This is a genomic window from Chryseobacterium echinoideorum, assembly GCF_007474535.1.
Classification (GTDB): Bacteria; Bacteroidota; Bacteroidia; order Flavobacteriales; family Weeksellaceae; genus Chryseobacterium; species Chryseobacterium echinoideorum.
The window spans coordinates 55,355-74,342 of record NZ_VKNW01000015.1; the positions used below are offsets into that span (position 1 = coordinate 55,355).

Annotated in this window: 18 protein-coding genes and 3 tRNA genes; 1 reads left to right on the forward strand and 20 read right to left on the reverse strand. The window is 35.3% G+C overall.

From position 1 onward, the window contains the following. Nucleotides 1–32 precede the first annotated feature (32 nt). The 13 genes from FOL89_RS16370 to tuf all read right to left on the reverse strand — a co-directional run bounded on the left by FOL89_RS16370 (nt 33) and on the right by tuf (nt 8,556). Nucleotides 33–659, reverse strand: coding sequence for a hypothetical protein (locus FOL89_RS16370; protein WP_144283845.1), 627 nt, complete (start codon nt 657–659; stop codon nt 33–35). Nucleotides 660–798: 139 nt separating this feature from the next. Next, nucleotides 799–1,557, reverse strand: coding sequence for a hypothetical protein (locus FOL89_RS16375; RefSeq protein ID WP_144283846.1), 759 nt, complete (start codon nt 1,555–1,557; stop codon nt 799–801). Nucleotides 1,558–1,571: 14 nt separating this feature from the next. Further along, nucleotides 1,572–2,381: a hypothetical protein gene (locus tag FOL89_RS16380; RefSeq protein WP_144283847.1), complete on the reverse strand. Its 810-nt coding sequence runs from the start codon at nt 2,379–2,381 to the stop codon at nt 1,572–1,574. Nucleotides 2,382–2,384: 3 nt separating this feature from the next. Continuing rightward, nucleotides 2,385–3,191: a hypothetical protein gene (locus FOL89_RS16385; protein WP_185146993.1), complete on the reverse strand. Its 807-nt coding sequence runs from the start codon at nt 3,189–3,191 to the stop codon at nt 2,385–2,387. 69 nt (nt 3,192–3,260) lie between these two features. After that, on the reverse strand, nt 3,261–3,977 hold the full coding sequence (locus FOL89_RS16390) for a hypothetical protein (RefSeq protein ID WP_144283849.1): 717 nt from the start codon (nt 3,975–3,977) through the stop codon (nt 3,261–3,263). 90 nt (nt 3,978–4,067) lie between these two features. Further along, on the reverse strand, nt 4,068–4,436 hold the full coding sequence (gene rplL / locus FOL89_RS16395; RefSeq protein WP_144283850.1) for a 50S ribosomal protein L7/L12: 369 nt from the start codon (nt 4,434–4,436) through the stop codon (nt 4,068–4,070). A 46-nt stretch (nt 4,437–4,482) separates the two neighbouring features. Beyond that, complete coding sequence (gene rplJ / locus FOL89_RS16400) at nt 4,483–5,070, reverse strand: 50S ribosomal protein L10 (protein ID WP_144283851.1); 588 nt, start codon at nt 5,068–5,070, stop codon at nt 4,483–4,485. Between the two features lie 17 nt (nt 5,071–5,087). After that, nucleotides 5,088–5,780, reverse strand: coding sequence for a 50S ribosomal protein L1 (gene rplA / locus FOL89_RS16405; RefSeq protein WP_144283852.1), 693 nt, complete (start codon nt 5,778–5,780; stop codon nt 5,088–5,090). 11 nt (nt 5,781–5,791) lie between these two features. After that, the gene (gene rplK / locus FOL89_RS16410) at nt 5,792–6,238 is read right to left on the reverse strand and encodes a 50S ribosomal protein L11 (RefSeq protein WP_034679146.1); all 447 of its coding nucleotides are present in this window, start codon (nt 6,236–6,238) and stop codon (nt 5,792–5,794) included. Nucleotides 6,239–6,441: 203 nt separating this feature from the next. After that, nucleotides 6,442–6,984 carry a transcription termination/antitermination protein NusG gene (gene nusG / locus FOL89_RS16415; protein WP_034679142.1) on the reverse strand — a complete coding sequence of 181 codons (543 nt, stop codon included), beginning with the start codon at nt 6,982–6,984 and terminating at the stop codon, nt 6,442–6,444. An 18-nt stretch (nt 6,985–7,002) separates the two neighbouring features. Continuing rightward, complete coding sequence (gene secE, locus FOL89_RS16420) at nt 7,003–7,209, reverse strand: preprotein translocase subunit SecE (protein WP_089745513.1); 207 nt, start codon at nt 7,207–7,209, stop codon at nt 7,003–7,005. Nucleotides 7,210–7,221: 12 nt separating this feature from the next. Further along, nucleotides 7,222–7,292 (reverse strand) — tRNA-Trp (locus FOL89_RS16425). A gap of 52 nt (nt 7,293–7,344) precedes the next feature. Beyond that, complete coding sequence (gene tuf / locus FOL89_RS16430) at nt 7,345–8,556, reverse strand: elongation factor Tu (RefSeq protein WP_144283853.1); 1,212 nt, start codon at nt 8,554–8,556, stop codon at nt 7,345–7,347. A 246-nt stretch (nt 8,557–8,802) separates the two neighbouring features. On the opposite strand from tuf, the gene FOL89_RS16435 reads away from it, so the two are divergent. Then, a complete protein-coding gene (locus FOL89_RS16435) occupies nt 8,803–10,308 on the forward strand; it encodes a DUF4394 domain-containing protein (RefSeq protein ID WP_144283854.1) in 1,506 nt (501 codons plus the stop codon). 157 nt (nt 10,309–10,465) lie between these two features. Here the strand turns inward: FOL89_RS16435 and FOL89_RS16440 are convergent, their stop codons facing one another. The 7 genes from FOL89_RS16440 to FOL89_RS16470 form a co-directional block, all read right to left on the reverse strand. Next, nucleotides 10,466–13,564 (reverse strand): efflux RND transporter permease subunit, encoded by a 3,099-nt coding sequence (locus tag FOL89_RS16440; RefSeq protein WP_144283855.1) that lies wholly within the window; start codon nt 13,562–13,564, stop codon nt 10,466–10,468. A 202-nt stretch (nt 13,565–13,766) separates the two neighbouring features. Further along, nucleotides 13,767–14,849 carry an efflux RND transporter periplasmic adaptor subunit gene (locus tag FOL89_RS16445; protein WP_144283856.1) on the reverse strand — a complete coding sequence of 361 codons (1,083 nt, stop codon included), beginning with the start codon at nt 14,847–14,849 and terminating at the stop codon, nt 13,767–13,769. Between the two features lie 94 nt (nt 14,850–14,943). After that, nucleotides 14,944–16,185, reverse strand: coding sequence for a TolC family protein (locus FOL89_RS16450; RefSeq protein ID WP_144283857.1), 1,242 nt, complete (start codon nt 16,183–16,185; stop codon nt 14,944–14,946). Nucleotides 16,186–16,421: 236 nt separating this feature from the next. Beyond that, nucleotides 16,422–17,786 carry a HAMP domain-containing sensor histidine kinase gene (locus FOL89_RS16455; protein WP_144283858.1) on the reverse strand — a complete coding sequence of 455 codons (1,365 nt, stop codon included), beginning with the start codon at nt 17,784–17,786 and terminating at the stop codon, nt 16,422–16,424. Next, nucleotides 17,787–18,467: a response regulator transcription factor gene (locus FOL89_RS16460; protein ID WP_144283859.1), complete on the reverse strand. Its 681-nt coding sequence runs from the start codon at nt 18,465–18,467 to the stop codon at nt 17,787–17,789. A 322-nt stretch (nt 18,468–18,789) separates the two neighbouring features. Continuing rightward, a tRNA-Thr gene (locus FOL89_RS16465) sits at nt 18,790–18,861 on the reverse strand. A gap of 42 nt (nt 18,862–18,903) precedes the next feature. Further along, nucleotides 18,904–18,976, reverse strand: a tRNA-Gly gene (locus FOL89_RS16470). Nucleotides 18,977–18,988: the final 12 nt, after the last annotated feature.

The following is an 18,988-nucleotide window of genomic DNA, read 5'->3' on the forward strand; positions in this document are numbered from 1 at the left end:
ATTAAAAGTTCAAAAATTTAAATGTGTAAAATTTAGCAAGCAGGAGGTGGTCTTACAGAAAAGACCTCAGAGAAACAATAATCTAAAGATTTGTTATTATAATAATGAAAACGCGAATCATGTAAAAACTCTAATGATATTTTAATAATATAATTCTCTGCAATGCAGTTGGTTTTTAAAAGATGATAAGAATAGAAAGTAGTTGCAGAATCTTTAAGAAGACGTGATAAAGAAAGGAAATCTTCAGATGAAGAACAGCCCCTTAAATGATGAAAATCAAAAGATTCCTTACGTTTTTCGAAGTCATCAATCTTCTTTTTTATTTCTTTAAAAGCGAGCTTATTTCTTTTTTCTTTTGCTGCTTTTACATTTTTTTTAAGATCGTATTTTTCTTTTACAGTATTGTTTATTCCATTAAATACGACTACATTTTTACCATTTAAGTTGTACTCTTCATCAATATATCCTGAAACAACTTTTTCATTAAAATACTTATCAGATGAATATATTTTTACATCACCATGAAGTGTAATTTTCTGATGATTATCAAAACTTTGCTGTGCACTCAGAAACAGGTTAAGATTAAGAAAAACAGCAAACAAAAAGAACTTCAATTCCGGAAAAGAAATTGTAATATTTTTACGTAGATTGATATTCAATAAATGTATTTTCAAAAAAAATAGTAAGCCGCAAAAATAGCAATTATTCCCGTAAAGAATATGAATATTAAATTAATATTTAAAAAAAAATTGCTTTCATCAATAGAAAGCAATTTATAATTAGATTATTCGCATCATATTACTGAATCGGCTCCAGTATTTTCAAAGAAGATGACGTTCCTGCCATAGAGGAACTCAAAACTGATGTATTCTGCGATTGACCAATCGTTAAAGTGTTTCCTACAGGAACATTTCTTTGGGCACATGCAAATTTGTAAGTATGAGTTCCTACCCCTAAATTGGGTATAGAAGCGTTCAGTGTAAGTATTCGGTACGAGCCAGATGCACCACTAACGATGCCGGTTCGCGTAAATCTCAATTCGTTATCAATATATATTCCACAGCCGAAAGATCCTGTTCCACTTGTTCCGGTAACTTGCGCCACTGTTTGTACAAAGATATTGACAATATTAGATGCCTTTGTAACCTTGAATGCAGGTTCGCTTACTCCACTGATTTCTAACCAATCTGATGGGAGTGCCTGATTTTCATTATATGCAACTCCATCTGCCCCTGCTCCATTGAAAGATACTCCTACGGTTGTTGATTTTAAAGATGATGCTGTAAGAACAAGACCATCAAGATATCCATTAGGTAAATCAAATTTTTTCCATGTAGGATTAGCTGCTCCGTTAGCAGAAATAAGGTCACCTACTGTACCGGAGTTACCCACTGTAGAGTTTGTACCTCCCAGATTAATTTCATTATTTACGTTCATTGTTCCGTTAACATCCAACCTGGAACGTGGTACTGTTGTACCAACCCCTACATTTCCAGATTGCGCCAATAAAACACTCAGATTTGTTATCAGAGATAACAATAAAATATATTTTTTCATTGTAATTTTACTTATTAAGGATTATAGACAGGAACCGTATTTCCAGTACTTGGTTTTTCATATGTTTCTACTACCAAAGATGATTTGGTCATAAAGTCATTTAAATTACCACTTACTGCTTTCCCAACACCTAATGTCCCTGCAAAAGAATTAAAGTTTGCTCTCCTTTTACAAGATACCTTAGCTGTATGTGATGCTATTGTCAAGTTGTTGACTGACGCTACCAAATCAAAAGTATAAAACGGATTCGTAGCCGACCCCGGTTGATTTAAAGTATACACACGAATTCCCTTTAACAAATCATCTACGAAAATGCCACAAGAAAATTCTACAGCTGAATTTATATCGGTTGAATTCATATGTGCTATAGTCTCAAAAGTCAATATCGTAATATTCTCCTGATTGTCTATTTGAAAATCCTTTTGTAATGCTGAGATCTGAATTCCACCAAAAGAAGCTAATGTCTGATTTAGTGTATGAATTTCAGCACCTGTCGTTGTTGAATTAAAAGTATCTCCCAACTTTGTTTCTGCAGCAACATTATTGAAAATTGTATACAAAAAAGGATCAAAGTCAGGTCTTCTGATGACTTTCCAAACCGGAGGATTATTAGCTCCTTGCGAAACCAAAACCGACCCCACATCACCCAACAATCCGTTTGTGCTATCAGAGCCTCCCAGATATATCCTGTTTCTTATATTTAAGTTTCCCTGCACGTCCAATCTTGCTCTTGGTGTTTCAGTATTGATCCCTACTTGGGAAAAAACAAAACTATTAATGAAAACCAACGCAACAGCAGCTATATATTTATTAAAAATCATCATTCTCTAATATATTATTTTAACTTGTTCACTGACATCAAACTTCAAAATTGATCTCAGCATAAAATTGTTTACTCTCTGGGTACCGTCTGTAGTAGTTCTACCAATTGCTAAATGATACCCGGTTGCGCTTGAGGCAATTCTTCTGCAAGCAACTTTTACCGTGTGAGAACCTGCTGTAAGATTATTTACAGTATAGCTCAATGTAAAAATTGACTGATTTTTTGCCCCTTTACCAGTTATTCCATTAATTTGATCTGATCTGATGGCTCTCAACTGATCATCTATAAAGATTCCGCATGCAAAACGCACATATGCACCTGTAGTCGTTCCTACGTTAGACATTTCCAGACCTGTCTGAAACAAAAAGTTAGTCCTGTTCAATGTATTTTTGATCGTAAAACTTGAAGCTAAACCAGGTATTGGACTCCATACAGGACTTGTGGAGTTGATACTTTCCCCAAAAGGACTTGTTGCTATACCATCACCTGAACTTGTATTACTGAAATTAATTCCAGTTTCATCGGCAGTAGCATTTGATTCAGTAATTCTATATTCATCCTGCTCAAAAAAACCAAGCTTGGATGTTTTCCATTCCGGAGTTACATTATCTCCTTGCGAAACAAGTATCTGATTATTTGTTCCCGGTTTACCATCTGTTGTTTTTGTACCTCCCACTCTTAGTTCATTCCTAAGAGTAATATCTCCATTTACATCAAGCATAGACTGCGGCGTAGCAGTATTTATCCCTACTTGAGCAAACGAAATAATACTGGCAAATAATGCCAATATCATTATGCCTTTAAATTTCATAGTATTTAAATTAATTGATAAATAAAAAATTGAATTGTTTATTCAGATTGCATTATATTCAGATTGTTTTTAACAACTGAATGCATAAGCAGGGGGAGGTCTTACAGAATGAAATGGAGTAAAATGATAAGTGAAGCATACATTTTTATACAATGTATACTTTTGGTTGTAAACAAACTCTAAACTGATGTTTGTTTTCTCGTTGTATTTTAGAAAATTGTACGAAGATGTCTGCTGAACAAAGGAAGTATTTACATTTCTATCCGTATTCAGATGCTCGTCAGAAGGTATATTATTAAACCTGTCATTAATAATTTTCCTCTTTTTAAGATCACTTTTAATTTTAGCTAAAAGTTTTTTATCCGATTTAGTCTTGGCAGACCTTTCTTTATGAAGGTCTTTTTCAATAATTACTTTACTCGGCTGTACTCCATTAACAGTAAGTTTTGTTTTGTCAGCAGAGATTGTAAGATTGACTTCTGACTTATTTAATGTTACAGTCTTATCAGTAACCTGTTTAATAAATCCTGGATCAGCAGAATATAAAAAAGCTCCTTCAGAAACGTATATCTGAGCTTGTTGAGGCTCATCTACATTTTGAGCAAATATGCTGTTGAAGAAAGAAACAAATAACAATAAAAATAAAGACAAAGATTTTACATTCTTGTCATTCCAATATTTATTTGACTTCTTGTCTAAAAGAGCAGCTGTTATAATATTTATGTTTTTGCAAAGGTACGAAACTATACCCAAAGTATTACAGCACAAATGTTTGACAAAATTCATATTATCAATGATAATTATACTGTATTAAATATGTATTAAATAAAAAAGCTGCTCCGGGTAGGAACAGCTTCAAATATTGTAAAAAATGAATTACTTCAATTCTACTTCAGCACCAGCTTCTTCTAATTGCTTCTTAAGAGCTTCAGCTTCGTCTTTAGAGATACCAGTTTTGATCGGAGCAGGAGCACCATCTACGATATCTTTAGCTTCTTTAAGACCAGCACCAGTTAAATCTTTTACTAATTTAACGATTGCTAATTTAGAAGCACCTGCAGACTTAAGAATTACGTCGAATTCAGTTTTTTCTTCAGCAGCTTCACCTGCACCACCTGCAGCCATAACTACAGCAGCAGCAGCTGGCTCAATTCCGTACTCATCCTTAAGGATAGCAGCTAATTCATTTACGTCTTTTACTGTTAAGTTTACTAGCGTTTCAGCTAAATTTTTTAAATCTGACATTGTTGTAATGTTTTTGTTGATTATTTATTTAATTTTTTGAGTGTAATTATTCAGCAGCTGGAGCATCTCCTTCTTCAGCTGGAGTTTCCGGAGTTTCAGTAGCCGGAGCTTCTTCTACAGCAGGTGCAGCTTCTTCAGCCTTAGCTTCCGCTGTTTCAGATTTATTTTGAAGAGCAGAAACAACTCTTTGAATTGGAGACTGAAGTAATCCGATGATTTCACCGATCATTTCTTCTCTAGACTTGATGCTTACCAAAGTATCAAGATTGTTGTCACCAACATAGAAAGTTTCTTGTACAAAAGCAGACTTTAATGCCGGCTTCTCTTCTTTTTTTCTAAAGTCTTTGATTAATTTTGCAGGAGCATTAGCTGTTTCAGCAATCATTAATGCAGAGTTACCTTTGAAAGTCTGGAACATTTCAGAGTAATCTACTCCTTCAATCTGCTCCATTGCTTTTTGCAAAAGTGTATTTTTCACCACTTTTACTTTGATATTTTGTTTGAAAGCCTGTCTTCTGAAATCAGAAGATTTAGCAGCGTTCAAACCGTCTAGATCTGCTACGTAAACTACTTTAGCATCCTGAAGCAAATCTTTGATCTCTTGTATTGCTACAACTTTTTGGTCTTTTGTCATTGTCTTAAGGATTATAATTAGTTAACAGATTTAGTATCAATTGCAATACCCGGACTCATAGTAGAAGATAAATAAATACTCTTCACATAAGTACCTTTAGCAGCAGTTGGTTTCATTTTAATCAAAGTAGAGATCAATTCCTGGGCATTTTCCTTGATTTTGGCAGCATCGAAAGATACTTTACCAATACCAGCGTGGATAATACCGTATTTGTCTACTTTAAAGTCAATTTTACCAGCTTTTACTTCAGTTACTGCCTTACCAATTTCCATCGTTACAGTACCTGATTTTGGGTTAGGCATCAAACCTCTTGGTCCTAATACTCTACCCAATGGTCCTAATTTACCCATAACAGCCGGCATCGTAACGATAACGTCAACATCTGTCCAACCGTCTTTGATTTTTTGTAAATATTCATCAAGACCTACATAATCAGCACCAGCTTCTTTAGCTTCAGCTTCTTTATCTGGAGTTACTAAAGCCAAAACTTTAACATCTTTACCAGTACCATGAGGAAGAGATACTACCCCTCTTACCATTTGATTTGCTTTTCTTGGATCTACACCCAATCTTACAGCGATATCTACAGAAGCATCAAACTTTGCAGTGTTCACCTCTTTTACAAGAGTAGAACCTTCTTCAAGGTTATAGATTCTTCCTTTTTCTACTTTGCTTAAAGCTTCCTTTTGCTTTTTAGTCAATTTTGCCATTTCTTTAAGTATTAAGCGTTAAAAGTTGGTTTAGTTCCTGTTACTCTTAATCCCATAGATCTTGCAGTACCTGCAACCATAGAAACAGCAGAATCCATTGTAAAGCAGTTAAGGTCAGTCATCTTGTCTTCAGCGATCTTTTGAACCTGAGCCCAAGATACAGCACCTACTTTGTTTCTGTTTGGTTCTCCGGAACCACCCTTGATTTTAGCCGCATCCATCAACTGGATTGCTGCAGGAGGAGTTTTGATTACGAATTCAAAAGATTTGTCTTCGTATACTGTAATTACTACAGGTAAAACTTGTCCTGGCTTATCTTGAGTTCTTCCGTTAAATTGCTTACAAAACTCCATGATGTTCACACCTGCAGAACCCAAAGCTGGACCTACTGGTGGAGAAGGGTTGGCAGCGCCACCTTTCACCTGAAGTTTTACCATTTTAAAGACTTTTTTAGCCATTTTTTATTTTTTAAATTTGAATAATTAATGAGTTTGGAAGCATTTATTATTCAGCAGGTTACCTACTCACATACAGTAATCCTACTTTCGGACTGCAAAATTATGAAAAATATTTTGAATAGCAAATAAAAAAGATATAGAATTAACAAACAAAAAAGCCACTTATTTTACAATAAGTGGCTTTTAATATCTATAAGTATATTTTATACTTTCTCTACCTGCATATAACTTAACTCCATTGGAGTTTTTCTTCCGAAGATTAAAACTGATACTTCAATTTTCTTCTTATCTTCAAGAATCTTTTCAACTGTTCCATTAAATCCATTGAAAGGACCGTCAATTACTTTTACGTTTTCACCAACAATGAATGGAATTTCTGCATCAGTAGCAAATTCTGAAAGCTCATCCATTCTACCCAGCATTCTGTTCACTTCTGATTTTCTCATTGGAACAGGATCACCTCCTTTTGTTAGACTTAAGAAAGATATTACTCCCGGGATATTTTTAATAACGTGAGGAATCTCACCCATTAAATCTGCTTCTACCATTAAATAACCAGGGTAATATGGTCTTTCTTTTGGTACTTTTTTCCCATTTCTAAGCTGAATAACCTTTTCCATAGGAATCACTACCTGAGTAACATACTGTTCAAAACCTAAACGTTTGATTTCTGTCTCAATGTAGTTTTTCACTTTATTTTCCTGTCCGCTGATTGCTTTCAGCACATACCATTTCAATTCGCTCATTATGGAAAATATCTTTTATTAGTTGAAGCTGTTGATTAGTATTCCTATAATGTTGCTGATTGCTTTAGAAAACAATTCATCAACTCCAAAAGTAAAAAGTGATAAAATTACAGTTGCTACAGTTACTACAATTGTAGAAGACTGTAGATCTGCCCATTTTGGCCACTCTACTTTATGTCTGAATTCGTTATAAGAACCTTTTAAAAAATCGACAAATGAACTCATAATTTATATTTGCACGGGCACAAGGATTCGAACCCTGATCAACGGTGTTGGAGACCGGTATCCTACCATTGGACGATGCCCGTAGATTAAAAAGTTCCGTAAGCTTCCTTACGGAACTTTATTATATTAAGATGATTAGTCTAAGATTTCAGTAACCTGACCTGAACCAACTGTTCTACCTCCTTCTCTGATCGCAAATCTAAGACCTACGTTAAGAGCGATTGGCTGTAACAATTCTACAGAAATTTCTAAGTTATCACCAGGCATTACCATTTCTACACCTTCTGGTAAGAAGATTTCACCTGTAACGTCAGTAGTTCTTACATAGAACTGAGGACGATATTTGTTGTGGAATGGAGTGTGACGTCCACCTTCTTCTTTAGAAAGGATATATACAGATGCTTTGAATTTTTTGTGTGGCTTCACAGAATCTTTCTTAGCGATTACCATACCTCTCTTGATGTCAGTTTTTTCAATACCTCTCAACAATAGACCTACGTTATCACCAGCTTCACCTCTGTCTAGGATTTTTCTGAACATCTCAACTCCTGTAATTGTAGAAGTTAATTTTTCATCACCCATACCAACGATATCCACAGGATCACCTGTATTAATAATACCAGCTTCAATTCTACCAGTTGCTACAGTACCTCTACCTGTAATAGAGAATACGTCTTCGATCGGCATCAAGAATGGCTTATCTGTATCTCTTGTTGGCTCTTCGATCCAAGTATCAACAGCATCCATTAAAGCTTCAACGCTCTTGAACCACTGATCTTCAGTATTAACCGGGCTAGAAGTAGCAGCTGTAAGTGCACCTAATGCAGAACCTTGAATTACTGGAGAGTTATCACCGTCGAAATCATAAGTAGACAATAAATCTCTCAATTCCATTTCAACTAGCTCTAATAACTCAGCATCATCTACCATGTCAACTTTGTTCATGAAAACAACAATTCTAGGTACGTTTACCTGACGACAAAGTAGGATATGCTCTCTAGTTTGAGGCATTGGTCCGTCAGTAGCAGCACACACAACGATAGCTCCGTCCATCTGAGCAGCACCAGTTACCATGTTCTTTACGTAATCCGCGTGACCTGGACAGTCAACGTGAGCATAGTGTCTTTTTTCAGTTTCGTACTCGATGTGAGCAGTATTAATAGTGATACCTCTTTCTTTTTCTTCAGGAGCAGAGTCAATAGCAGAGAAATCTTTTTTCTCAGCAAGACCTTTGCTCGCTAATACAGCAGAAATAGCTGCAGTAAGTGTAGTTTTACCATGGTCAACGTGACCAATAGTACCAATGTTCAAGTGTGGTTTGTTACGATTAAACGTTTCCTTTGCCATGATTTAAATTATTTATTTTATTGTTTTATTCAAATTTTCGGTGTGCAAATATAATGAATTTTTATATACCAAAATCTTTTTATCAAAAAAAATTTAATATTCAAACCCAGTAAAGTCACAAACCTCATCATTCCGTAAACAGAAGTGCAAATTTAAACAAAAAATTCATAAAAAAAAATTGCCCGCTGAAAATCCACGGCAATTTTTCTTTCGTAAATGACCATACAACCTTAAAATTAAATTATTATGAAAAAACTTTTTTACTCTTCAATCGTGGCATTTGCCTTAGTCTCGGCAATATCTTGCGATGATGACAATGTAATGATGGAGGAACCTATAACAGACGTAATGAAACCAGATGTTATGGTTTACGGATTAACCAATAATAATCAATTGGTGTCATTCAATGCCAATAATTCAGCTTCTTTTAGTTCTACAAAAACTATTTCCGGAATCCAGTCAGGCGAAAAATTACTAAGTATTGACTTCAGACCGGCAACCGGTGAGCTTTATGCGGTTTCAGACGCCAGTAAGTTTTACATTATTAACATTTCTACGGGAGGAGCAAGATTAGTAAGCAATACTGCATTCAGTCCTATGATTTCAGGATCTGTAGCTTCTATTGACTTTAATCCTACCGTTGACAGAATAAGACTGGTTACCAATACCGGACAAAATCTCCGACTCAATCCTGAAACCGGTGCTTTAGCTGCCACAGACACAAGTATTGCCACGTCCTCTTCAATAATGGGAGTTGCTTATACCAACAGTGTATCCGGAGCTTCTTCCACTATTCTTTATGATTTGGATGTAAATTCAGGAAAACTGTTTAAACAAGATCCTCCAAACAATGGCGTACTGGTAGAAGTGGGAAGTTTAGGCATCACTTTTTCAGGGCAGGCAGCTTTTGACATCAATCCAGATAATAAAATTGCATTAATGGCAGCCACAACCGGAACTCAGAATAATCTATATACTGTGGATCTTAATAGTGGCAAAGCTACAGCTATCGGCTCACTTTCGCAAAAAGTTATTGATCTGGCAATTCCGACTAATCCTGTCGCTTATGCGGTAGATAACTCGAATGCTTTACAGATTTTCAATCCAAATAATCCACAGCCTGTATCTAAAGCAATCACCGGATTGCAAACCGGAGAAAATATTGTTGGAATTGATTTCAGACCTACCAACGGACAGCTGTATGCAATGGGAAGTATGAGCAGAATGTACACCATAAATTTGGGAACCGGTGCAGCTACACAAGTTGGAATGCAGCTTCCAACGCTTTTATCGGGAACTCAGTTTGGTTTTGACTTTAACCCTACTGTTGACAGAATAAGAGTAGTGAGCAATACAGGACAGAATTTAAGGCTCAATCCGAATGACGGAACTATTTCTGCGGTAGACGGAATCATTAATCCCGGAACTCCTTCTTTAGGTGCAGCAGCATATACCAATAATTTTGCAGGGGCAACTTCTACTATGCTTTTTGTGATTGATACCAATACAGATAAATTATATCTGCAGGATCCGCCAAATAACGGAACATTGGTAGAAAGAGGTGCTTTAGGAATTAATATTGACGGAGCTAGTGGTTTTGACATCGGAAGCATGAGCCAGAAAGCTTATTTAGTTGCTACCGTTGGAACAAGTACAAACATTTATACCATCAACACAACCACAGGTGCAGCAACATCATTATCATCATATCCCAATGCCGTAAGAGGATTTGCTATAGGATTAGGATTTTAATTTCAGCAGACACAAATTTATCATAGCAGAGGCGCAGTTAGATTTCTACTGCGCCTCAATTGCTTCAAGCATAATTACCTAAACTTTTTATCTTTTCTTTTAATTAAAAATAATTTATTGACTGCAACACAATGTCATTAAATCAGTTTAAAAGATTCTATATTAACTCAGATCTTTTACTTTTGTTAAAAATCCAGAAAATTATAGGAAAAATAAGCAGTGTGAGAACCGTTGCTGTTATTAAGCCGCCAATAATCACAATCGCCAAAGGTTTTTGAGATTCTGAGCCAATCCCTGTAGATAATGCAGCAGGCAGCAAGCCAATGGAAGCCATCAAAGCAGTCATAATGACAGGTCTTGTTCTGGATTTTACTCCATATAATATAGAATCATCTAATGAGAGACCTTTTTTGAAATTTTGGTGAAATTCCGTAATGAGAATGACACCATTCTGAATACAAATTCCCAGTAAAGCAATCATTCCTACCCCTGCAGAAATTCCGAAATTCATTTTAGTGATATGCAGAGCAATGATTCCGCCGATTAATGCAAAAGGTACATTTGCTAAAACCAAAAGAGAATCTTTCATGTTTCCGAAAAGAATAAAAAGAAGAAAAAATATCCCAAGAATACTGATCGGAACAACCTGAGTCAATCTTTTAGTTGCTCTCTGCTGGTTTTCAAACTGACCGGTCCACCCTATTTTATATCCTTCCGGTAAATTAATTTTTGAAACTTCTTTTTGTGCATCGGCAATCGTTCCTCCCAAGTCACGATCACGGATAGAGAATTTCACCCCGATATACCGTTTGATATCATCACGATAAATAAATGCAGCCCCATTATTTTTCACAATGTTTCCCACTTCTTTTAGTGGAATCATTGCTCCATCCTGTGTAGGAATCATCAGCGAAGCAATATCATTTTCATCTTTCCTATATTCTTGAGAATAACGTAGTCGGATTGGAAACTTTTTCTCTCCATCATACATTTCGGAAGCTGTTTTCCCTCCAAAAGCCATTTCCAGAACAGTTTGTGCGTCTTCTGGCATTACTCCGTAAGCTGCCATTTTATTTCTGTCCCAAACGACATTCACTTCCGGCTGACCAATATTTTTAATAATTCCGGCATCACGAACTCCATCCACATTTTTTATTGATTTTAAAACTTTTTCAGATAAATCATCCAAAGTCTGAAGATTATCACCATAAATTTTAATTCCGTTTTCTGCTTTAAATCCTGCAACAGCTTCAGCAACATTATCAGAAATTGGCTGTGAATAATTGAAGGTAATCCCCTGATAATTGCTGAGTTTTTTATCAATTTCTTCAATCAGCTCATCATAACTGATTTTCCTTTTCCATTCATCTTTAGGCTGTAAATTGACTGCAAACTGTACAAAACCAAATCCATTCGGGTCAGTTCCGTCGTTGCTTCGTCCGGTTTGCGCCAAAACATCGGTTACTTCAGGAACACTCATAATGTCTTTCTTCAAAATGTCGGCTGTCTTCAAAGATTCTTTTAAAGATGAACTCATCGGCATTTCAGCAGTGATCCAAAGTGAACCTTCATTTAGTTGTGGTAAAAATTCTGTTCCCAAAAATTTACCTGAAAATAAAGCAACCGCCATAAACGAAATCGCTGCAATTAAACTTAATTTTTTATGTTTAAATGTAAAGCTGAAACCTTTCAGTACAATTCTGTCCCAGAAATTTACAAACGGATTATTTTTCTCTTTTACATTTTTATTTAACAATAAATGCGTTAAAACAGGAACTAAAGTCAAGGTAAAAATTAAAGCACCCAATAATGCAAAACCAAGCGTAAATGCTAAAGGAGAGAACATTTTACCTTCCACTTTCTGGAATGAGAAAATCGGAATTAAGGAAGTAATGATAATTAATTTTGAAAAGAAAATAGCTTTCCCTAAACCGGTTCCGGTTTGTTTGATCCAACCTGCTTTTGCCATTTTATTGAATCTTTCAGGACCGTATTTTTTAGCTTTATGGTCGAGCATTACAAAAATCCCTTCGACCATGACGACGGCTCCGTCAATGATAATCCCAAAATCTACAGCTCCAAGTGATAATAAATTGGCACTCATCCCAGCCATTTTCAGACATAGAAACGCAAAAAGCAGCGATAAAGGTATGATGATAGAAACAATCAGCGTCGTACGCCAGTCTGCCATGAAAATCAAAACAATGACTGTTACAAGAATAATCCCCTCCAGCAGATTGTGCATTACCGTTTCTGTAGTAAAATCCATCAGATGATCGCGGTCATAAAAGGTAACCATTTTGACATCTTTGGGAAGAATTTTCTCATTCAGCTCTGCTATTTTAGCTTTTACACCCACCAGAACCTCACGCGGATTTTCACCTTTTCTCATCACTACAATTCCTTCCACAGTATCATCATCCTTGTTAAGACCTGCCTGTCCCACTCTGGGTAAAGAACTTTCATGAACCTCCGCTACATTTTTTACTAAAATAGGGTTCCCATTATCATTATGAATAGTGATGTTACCAATATCGTCCGTAGACTGAACTAAACCAATCCCCCTTACTACATAGGCCTGTCCGTTTTTTTCAATAATATCACCTCCTACGTTTAAGTTGCTTTTGGTAACTGCTTCATATACTTCGAGCGGTGTCAAACCATATTTATCCAACGCTCTCGGATCCGTACTCAATTCAAAAACTTTTTCCTGACCGCCAAAAACATTGATATCGGCAACTCCCGGAACACCACGAAGTGCTCTGTCTATCACCCAGTTCTGTAATGTTAAAAGTTCTCGGGAATCTTTGGTTTTACTTTCTAAGGTATATCTGAAAATTTCTCCGGTCGGTCCATAAGGCGGCTGTACTTCGGGATCAATACCCTCGGGAAGACTTACATTTCGGAGCTGGTTGTTGACCATATTCCGTGCAAACATATCATCAACTCCATCATCGAAAAGAATTTTAACAATAGAAAGCCCAAACATCGTATTGCTTCTTACACTTGTTTTTTTCTGAACCGGACTCATTGCCAACTCAATCGGCGTTGTTACAAAACGCTCTACTTCTTCTGCACTTCTTCCCTCCCATTGCGTAATGATGACAATTTGGGTATTGGTAACATCAGGAAAAGCCTCAATCGGCATATTTTTGAAGCTTATAAATCCCGCAATCGCCAAAATCCCTACCCAAACGAAGGTAAAAGCTTTATTTTTGAGTGAGAATGCGATGATATTTTTGATAAATTTATTCATTTGGACAGATGTTTAGATATTAGGTTTAGCTTTATTTCTAATCCCTAATGTTTAATTGTATCTAAAGAATTTAAAACCATTAAGAACAATGAAGTTTAAAACTGAATTGAGAAACATCAAATTGATGCTTGTGGTTTTATCGTTAAATAATCAGGTTAATTCTTAATTGCTTATTGCTTCAGGTACCTTAATGGTTACAGGATTAATTTTTTAATGAACGGTAAATCAGCAACTGATTATTGGTAATTACATTTTCACCTTCCTGAAGACCTTCAGAAATGTATGTGATGTCTCCTACTTGTTTCAACACCTGAATTTCCTTGATCTTCACATCAGTTCTTGATTTAAAAACAACAACATAACTTCTGTCATCATCAAAAATCACCCCTTTCGAAGGAACGGAAAGTGCCATTTTGTTTTCAGATTTTGACACTTTAATGGTTGCTTTACTATCCGGAATCAACAATCCGTTGGCATTATCCAAAACCACTCTTGCCTGCATTGCGTTGGTTTCGGGATCAATTATTTTAAATATTTTGTCGATTTTACCGGTGAAAATTTTATCCGGATAAGAGAGAGTAGAAACCTGAGACGGCATTCCGAGGCTTATTTTATCAATATCAGACTCATTAACATTCATAATTGCCCAAACATTGGTGGTATTGGCAACATCAAAAATATTTTCGCTTCGGTCACTTCTCAGCTGCATGTCTTTATTAATATCTTTATGCACGATATATCCGCTGATAGGCGACAAAACACTGTAAATGTTCCCATTCTTTACATTGTAAACCGTACTTACAGCACTTGCCCTCTGCAATTGATCTTCTGCTTTCTGCAATTCACTCTTGGCTTCAAGAACTTCCCTTTCTGTAGTGAGTTTTCCTTCATACATTTCTTTTGCCACTCTTAGATTGTTTTTTGCCACCACCAAATCTGTTTTTGCATCACTTATCTCCTTCTGAATTTCGGCTAATTCTGTACTTCTGATCGTTGCCAGAACCTGACCTTTTCTCACATAATCACCAAGCTCAACATTCACACTCATTACATTTCCGCCCACTAAAGGAAACACATCAATATAAGAATTGGCATCTGCTGCAATTTTACCGTAAAAACTGTAATAATCTTCGATCAATCTGTTTTCGACTTTTGCCGTGGAAATAGATTCAAGCATCGTGTTGCTCAGTTCAAAACCTTTCGGCTCGGGTGCTTTTGCAATTTCAGGCTTTGAGCATGACCATAAAAAGAAAGCTAAAAATAGGGGTATAATTATTTTTTTCATTTAGATTATTATTTTAAACGTAAAGGGCGCAAAGATTTTAAATAAGATGCTGTTTTAATTCCGCTAAAGCAGGAAAGATCACAAGTTTTATATTTCAATAGAAGATTTTAGTTTGTACCAATTGATTAAGCTGTTCAGCAGATTGCACAAGTCCGTTTTTCATATCATAAATCTGAAGGGCTGTCTGCCGGTAACTTTCCATGAAATCGGTAAACTCAATCAAACTGACATTGCCGTTTCTGAAATTTTTAAGCATTCCATTGTAAACCAGATCAAGATTGTCTAAATCGGTAGATTTTATTTCAGCTAATTGTTCATATTGAGTTTTCCAGGTATGAAAGGCTGATTCTACTTTTGTTTCCAAATCAAGTTTCTGAAATTCTGCATTTTTTTGATTTTGCTTAATGGCGTGATTCGCTTTTTCCACATTTCCTCTATTGCTTTTCCATAAAGGAATCGGGATTCCGACTTTCAGATTGATTTCGTTATTAAAAGTTCCGGAAGCCTGATCGTATTCAGCTCCAACAGTAAGATCAGGAACATTCATTGATTTTTGCCATAAAGCGTAAAGTTTGGCGTTTTCAATAAGCTTTAAACCAAATAAATAATCTGCATTATTTTCTAACGCTTTTCTTTTCAGCTCTTCCTCGTCACCAAATGGTTGTGAAGCCAGTATTTCTTTTACTTCATCATCTGAAATTTGAGGTTCTATACCTTTTGTAATTCCAGTAAGAACCTTTAAGTTCTGATCAAATTCCAGAATATTTTTATTAATTTCGACCTTATCATTATTCAATTGAATCACAATACTTTGCAAACGCACCTCATCTTTCAATGATACATTTCCTTTGGCAGACTGCACTTTATATGCTTTCAAAAGATCGTTCATGTAACCCAACTGCTTACTAACATTTTGAAGCTTAAGTTTTTCGTAGTAAAGATTGTAGTAATTGGTACGAAGCTGGGTTCTAAGCTCAACCAAAAGTTGTGAAAACTGAAGTTGAGCCAGTTCTTTATTAGATTTGGCAAAAGCAATTTCGTTTTTCTTTTTACCACCCATGTAAATCAGCTGGGTCACTTCGAAACCTTTTGCTCTTCCTGCATCCAAAAACCTTTTGTCTTCTGGATTATAACCATTTATATAACCGCTCATCTGTGGAAGTTCCCAGATTTTAGCCTGTAAAACATCTGCATCTGCCATATTGATGCTGTATTGCTCGGCTAGAAGCTGAAGATTATTTTGCTGAAAGGCATTTTCGCACTCCAAAAGCGACATTTGCTGCTGTGCTGAAATCACCGAAGAAATTACAACGAACAGCCCTGCAATTTTGTTCATTCTCTCAATTTTGATGACAAAAGTGCGGCTGCTTGATTAAAACGAACTTAAAGCAGGCTTAAAAAAAAATTAAATTACCAATTGGGTTGAAATTATGTTGAAATCCTGTTCATCAAAGCCTGTTTTGGGATTTTTAACAGTCAATAAACTGTTAAGCATACATCTGATAAAATATTTAAAGATCTTACAGAGATATGTGCATGAGTTGATTAAATCTTTTGTAGGAATTGACACATTTATTTATTAAACACAACACTGAATTTATTCATGTTTTCAGAGGGGGATGAGTACAAAATATCAGCTCCGTGATATTCCAGAATTCTTTTGACTATTCTTAAACCTAGACCCGAACCGGAAATATTCTGAGAATTATTTCCCCGCATAAAGGCATCAAAAAGTTTTGGCTGCTCTTCTTCAGAAATTGTTTTCCCTTCTGAAAGAATATCGACCAAAAGAATTTTTTCGTTTTCGGTGATTAAAATTTTTGCAACAGCATTACTGGAGTAAACCGCTGCATTTTTAAGTAAATTTATAAAAACAATAACCAAAAGCGACTGCACTCCTTTGAGGGTTAAAAAAGCATTTTCATGCGTTACTTCAGAAATACCAAAATCCATTTTCAGGTTTGGATAACTTTTTTGTACAATATCAAAAGACTCAAAAATCACTTCATCAATTCGCACTTCTTCGTAAATCGTCTGAATATTTTCTTTATCAAATTTGGTGAGTAGTAACAACGAGTTTGTTAAATCTGACAATTGATAGATATCTTTCAACATCTGTTGCAAAGAAGAAAGCGTTTCAGGAGTATGCTGTTCCAGTTTAATTAAATTCTCCAGTTGAAAAGCCATTCTTGTAATCGGAGTTCTGATTTCGTGTGATGCGCTCGCAGTAAAATCTTTCTGAGACTGGAAGACATCATTCAGTCGTGCGATCATGGTATTAAATGATCTAGCAAGAATACTGATCTCATCATTGGGTTCCTCTGCAGCAATCTGTGTAGTAAGCTTGTGTGCGGTAACCTCAGAAATTTCTTTATTCAGATCTTCAAGTGGTTTGAGAAATTTTCCCATAAAATAATAGCTAAAAAATCCTATTAACAAGGTACAGGTAATAAATGCTGTTATAAGCAGATATTTAAGATACGCCAGCTTAGATTTTCCGTTGGTATCGTAAGCGTATGTAAGGATATAATAATTTTCTTCATTGATGTTTTTCAGGGCAGCATAAATCTCGGGAGAGGTATTTTCTTGGTAAATGTCAGTTTTAGTATCCAGTTTCTCCAGAAGCTGATGATCCCAGCTTACTTTTTCATCTTTTATTGTGCTATAAATTAACTGTTTTTGGGCATTAAATATTAAAATAGTTTCATTAAGAAGAAAATTATCTGAATTTTCATTAAAAAAAATAGGAGCTTCTTGCTCAAAATTTTTAGACTTTGAAATAAAATTGGTGGTAAAACCAAGTCTTCTTATAAATCTCTCCTTAAATTCCTCTCGCCTGAAATCGTTGAATGAAACATATATGATAATTAAAACCACACCGAAGAGTAGTGAAAAAGAGATACTTAAAGTAAGCGCAATCTTTCTTTTTAATGACATCTACAAAGGATTTAGATAATATCCGAATCCGGATCTTGTGTGAATTAGCTTTACCTTGTATTCCTTATCAATCTTTTTTCTGAGAAAATTAATGTATACTTCTACCGTATTGGTATTGGTATTAAAATTGTGTTCCCATACATTCTCTGTGATCTGTTGCTTTGAGACTGTTCTCCCCTGTGCTTCTGCGAGATAGACCAAAAGTTGGAATTCTTTCAGGGTTAATGCAATCTCATTTCCGGCACGAAACACTTTCTGCTCTGTTTTATTGATAATTAAATCATCAACTCTGATAATATCCAAATCAATATTTTCAGAAGGAACTTTTCTTCTTAGCAGGGAATTTATTCTCAACAATAGTTCTTCAAACTGAAAAGGTTTTACCAAATAATCATCTGCCAATCTGGTGAAAGCATCTTTTTTATCTGAGATATCACCATAAGCCGAAATGATAATGATAGGCGTATTTTTGTCAAAAGAACGAACGGTCTGGCAAACATCAAGACCGTTAATTTTCGGAACATTAATATCCAGCAAATACAAATCATAAGAATTATTTTTGATCTGACGAAGGAAAGTTTCCCCATCATAAATCTTATCACAGTTAAAATTATTTGACTCTAAAAATTTGCTCAGTTCTGCGGAGAGAATTAGATCATCTTCTAGTAAAAGAATGTTCATTACCAATATATTTATTACGAATTTAATGAAAATTCCAAAATCCTTTAGCGGAATTATTTTGAGAAAACTTTTACATTGAATATTCAGAATTTCTAAAGACTTATCATTAAAGTATTTTGAAGTGGATATTATGATTAATTAAAATAATATTAAAACTTGTAAGAAGCTTAGACTAGATTATTATTTTAAACCATTAAGTAAATTTAGCTTTCAGAACGAAATATGATTTGATTTATTTTTATAAAATCATATATTAAGATTAATTTATGGATTAGAAAAAATAAAAAACTTACTGGTTAACAGTAAGTTTTTATTAATTCTGAGCCAACTACGGGACTTGAACCCGTGACCTCTTCCTTACCAAGGAAGCACTCTACCGCTGAGCTAAGTCGGCGTTAAACAAAAAATCACACTATGAAGAGCGTGATTTCTGTTGAGCGGAAGACGGGGGTCGAACCCGCGACATTCAGCTTGGAAGGCTGACGCTCTACCAACTGAGCTACTTCCGCAATTTTGTTTCC

What these genes read in the sequence shown, in the direction of transcription:
- FOL89_RS16375 (WP_144283846.1), bottom strand. Translation starts at nt 1,557, where the DNA reads ATGAAAAAATATATTTTATTGTTATCTCTGATAACAAATCTGAGTGTT.
- FOL89_RS16380 (WP_144283847.1), bottom strand. Translation starts at nt 2,381, where the DNA reads ATGATGATTTTTAATAAATATATAGCTGCTGTTGCGTTGGTTTTCATT.
- FOL89_RS16385 (WP_185146993.1), bottom strand. Translation starts at nt 3,191, where the DNA reads ATGAAATTTAAAGGCATAATGATATTGGCATTATTTGCCAGTATTATT.
- FOL89_RS16390 (WP_144283849.1), bottom strand. Translation starts at nt 3,977, where the DNA reads ATGAATTTTGTCAAACATTTGTGCTGTAATACTTTGGGTATAGTTTCG.
- rplL (WP_144283850.1), bottom strand. Translation starts at nt 4,436, where the DNA reads ATGTCAGATTTAAAAAATTTAGCTGAAACGCTAGTAAACTTAACAGTA.
- rplJ (WP_144283851.1), bottom strand. Translation starts at nt 5,070, where the DNA reads ATGACAAAAGACCAAAAAGTTGTAGCAATACAAGAGATCAAAGATTTG.
- rplA (WP_144283852.1), bottom strand. Translation starts at nt 5,780, where the DNA reads ATGGCAAAATTGACTAAAAAGCAAAAGGAAGCTTTAAGCAAAGTAGAA.
- rplK (WP_034679146.1), bottom strand. Translation starts at nt 6,238, where the DNA reads ATGGCTAAAAAAGTCTTTAAAATGGTAAAACTTCAGGTGAAAGGTGGC.
- nusG (WP_034679142.1), bottom strand. Translation starts at nt 6,984, where the DNA reads ATGAGCGAATTGAAATGGTATGTGCTGAAAGCAATCAGCGGACAGGAA.
- secE (WP_089745513.1), bottom strand. Translation starts at nt 7,209, where the DNA reads ATGAGTTCATTTGTCGATTTTTTAAAAGGTTCTTATAACGAATTCAGA.
- tuf (WP_144283853.1), bottom strand. Translation starts at nt 8,556, where the DNA reads ATGGCAAAGGAAACGTTTAATCGTAACAAACCACACTTGAACATTGGT.
- FOL89_RS16435 (WP_144283854.1), top strand. Translation starts at nt 8,803, where the DNA reads ATGAAAAAACTTTTTTACTCTTCAATCGTGGCATTTGCCTTAGTCTCG.
- FOL89_RS16440 (WP_144283855.1), bottom strand. Translation starts at nt 13,564, where the DNA reads ATGAATAAATTTATCAAAAATATCATCGCATTCTCACTCAAAAATAAA.
- FOL89_RS16445 (WP_144283856.1), bottom strand. Translation starts at nt 14,849, where the DNA reads ATGAAAAAAATAATTATACCCCTATTTTTAGCTTTCTTTTTATGGTCA.
- FOL89_RS16450 (WP_144283857.1), bottom strand. Translation starts at nt 16,185, where the DNA reads ATGAACAAAATTGCAGGGCTGTTCGTTGTAATTTCTTCGGTGATTTCA.
- FOL89_RS16455 (WP_144283858.1), bottom strand. Translation starts at nt 17,786, where the DNA reads ATGTCATTAAAAAGAAAGATTGCGCTTACTTTAAGTATCTCTTTTTCA.
- FOL89_RS16460 (WP_144283859.1), bottom strand. Translation starts at nt 18,467, where the DNA reads ATGAACATTCTTTTACTAGAAGATGATCTAATTCTCTCCGCAGAACTG.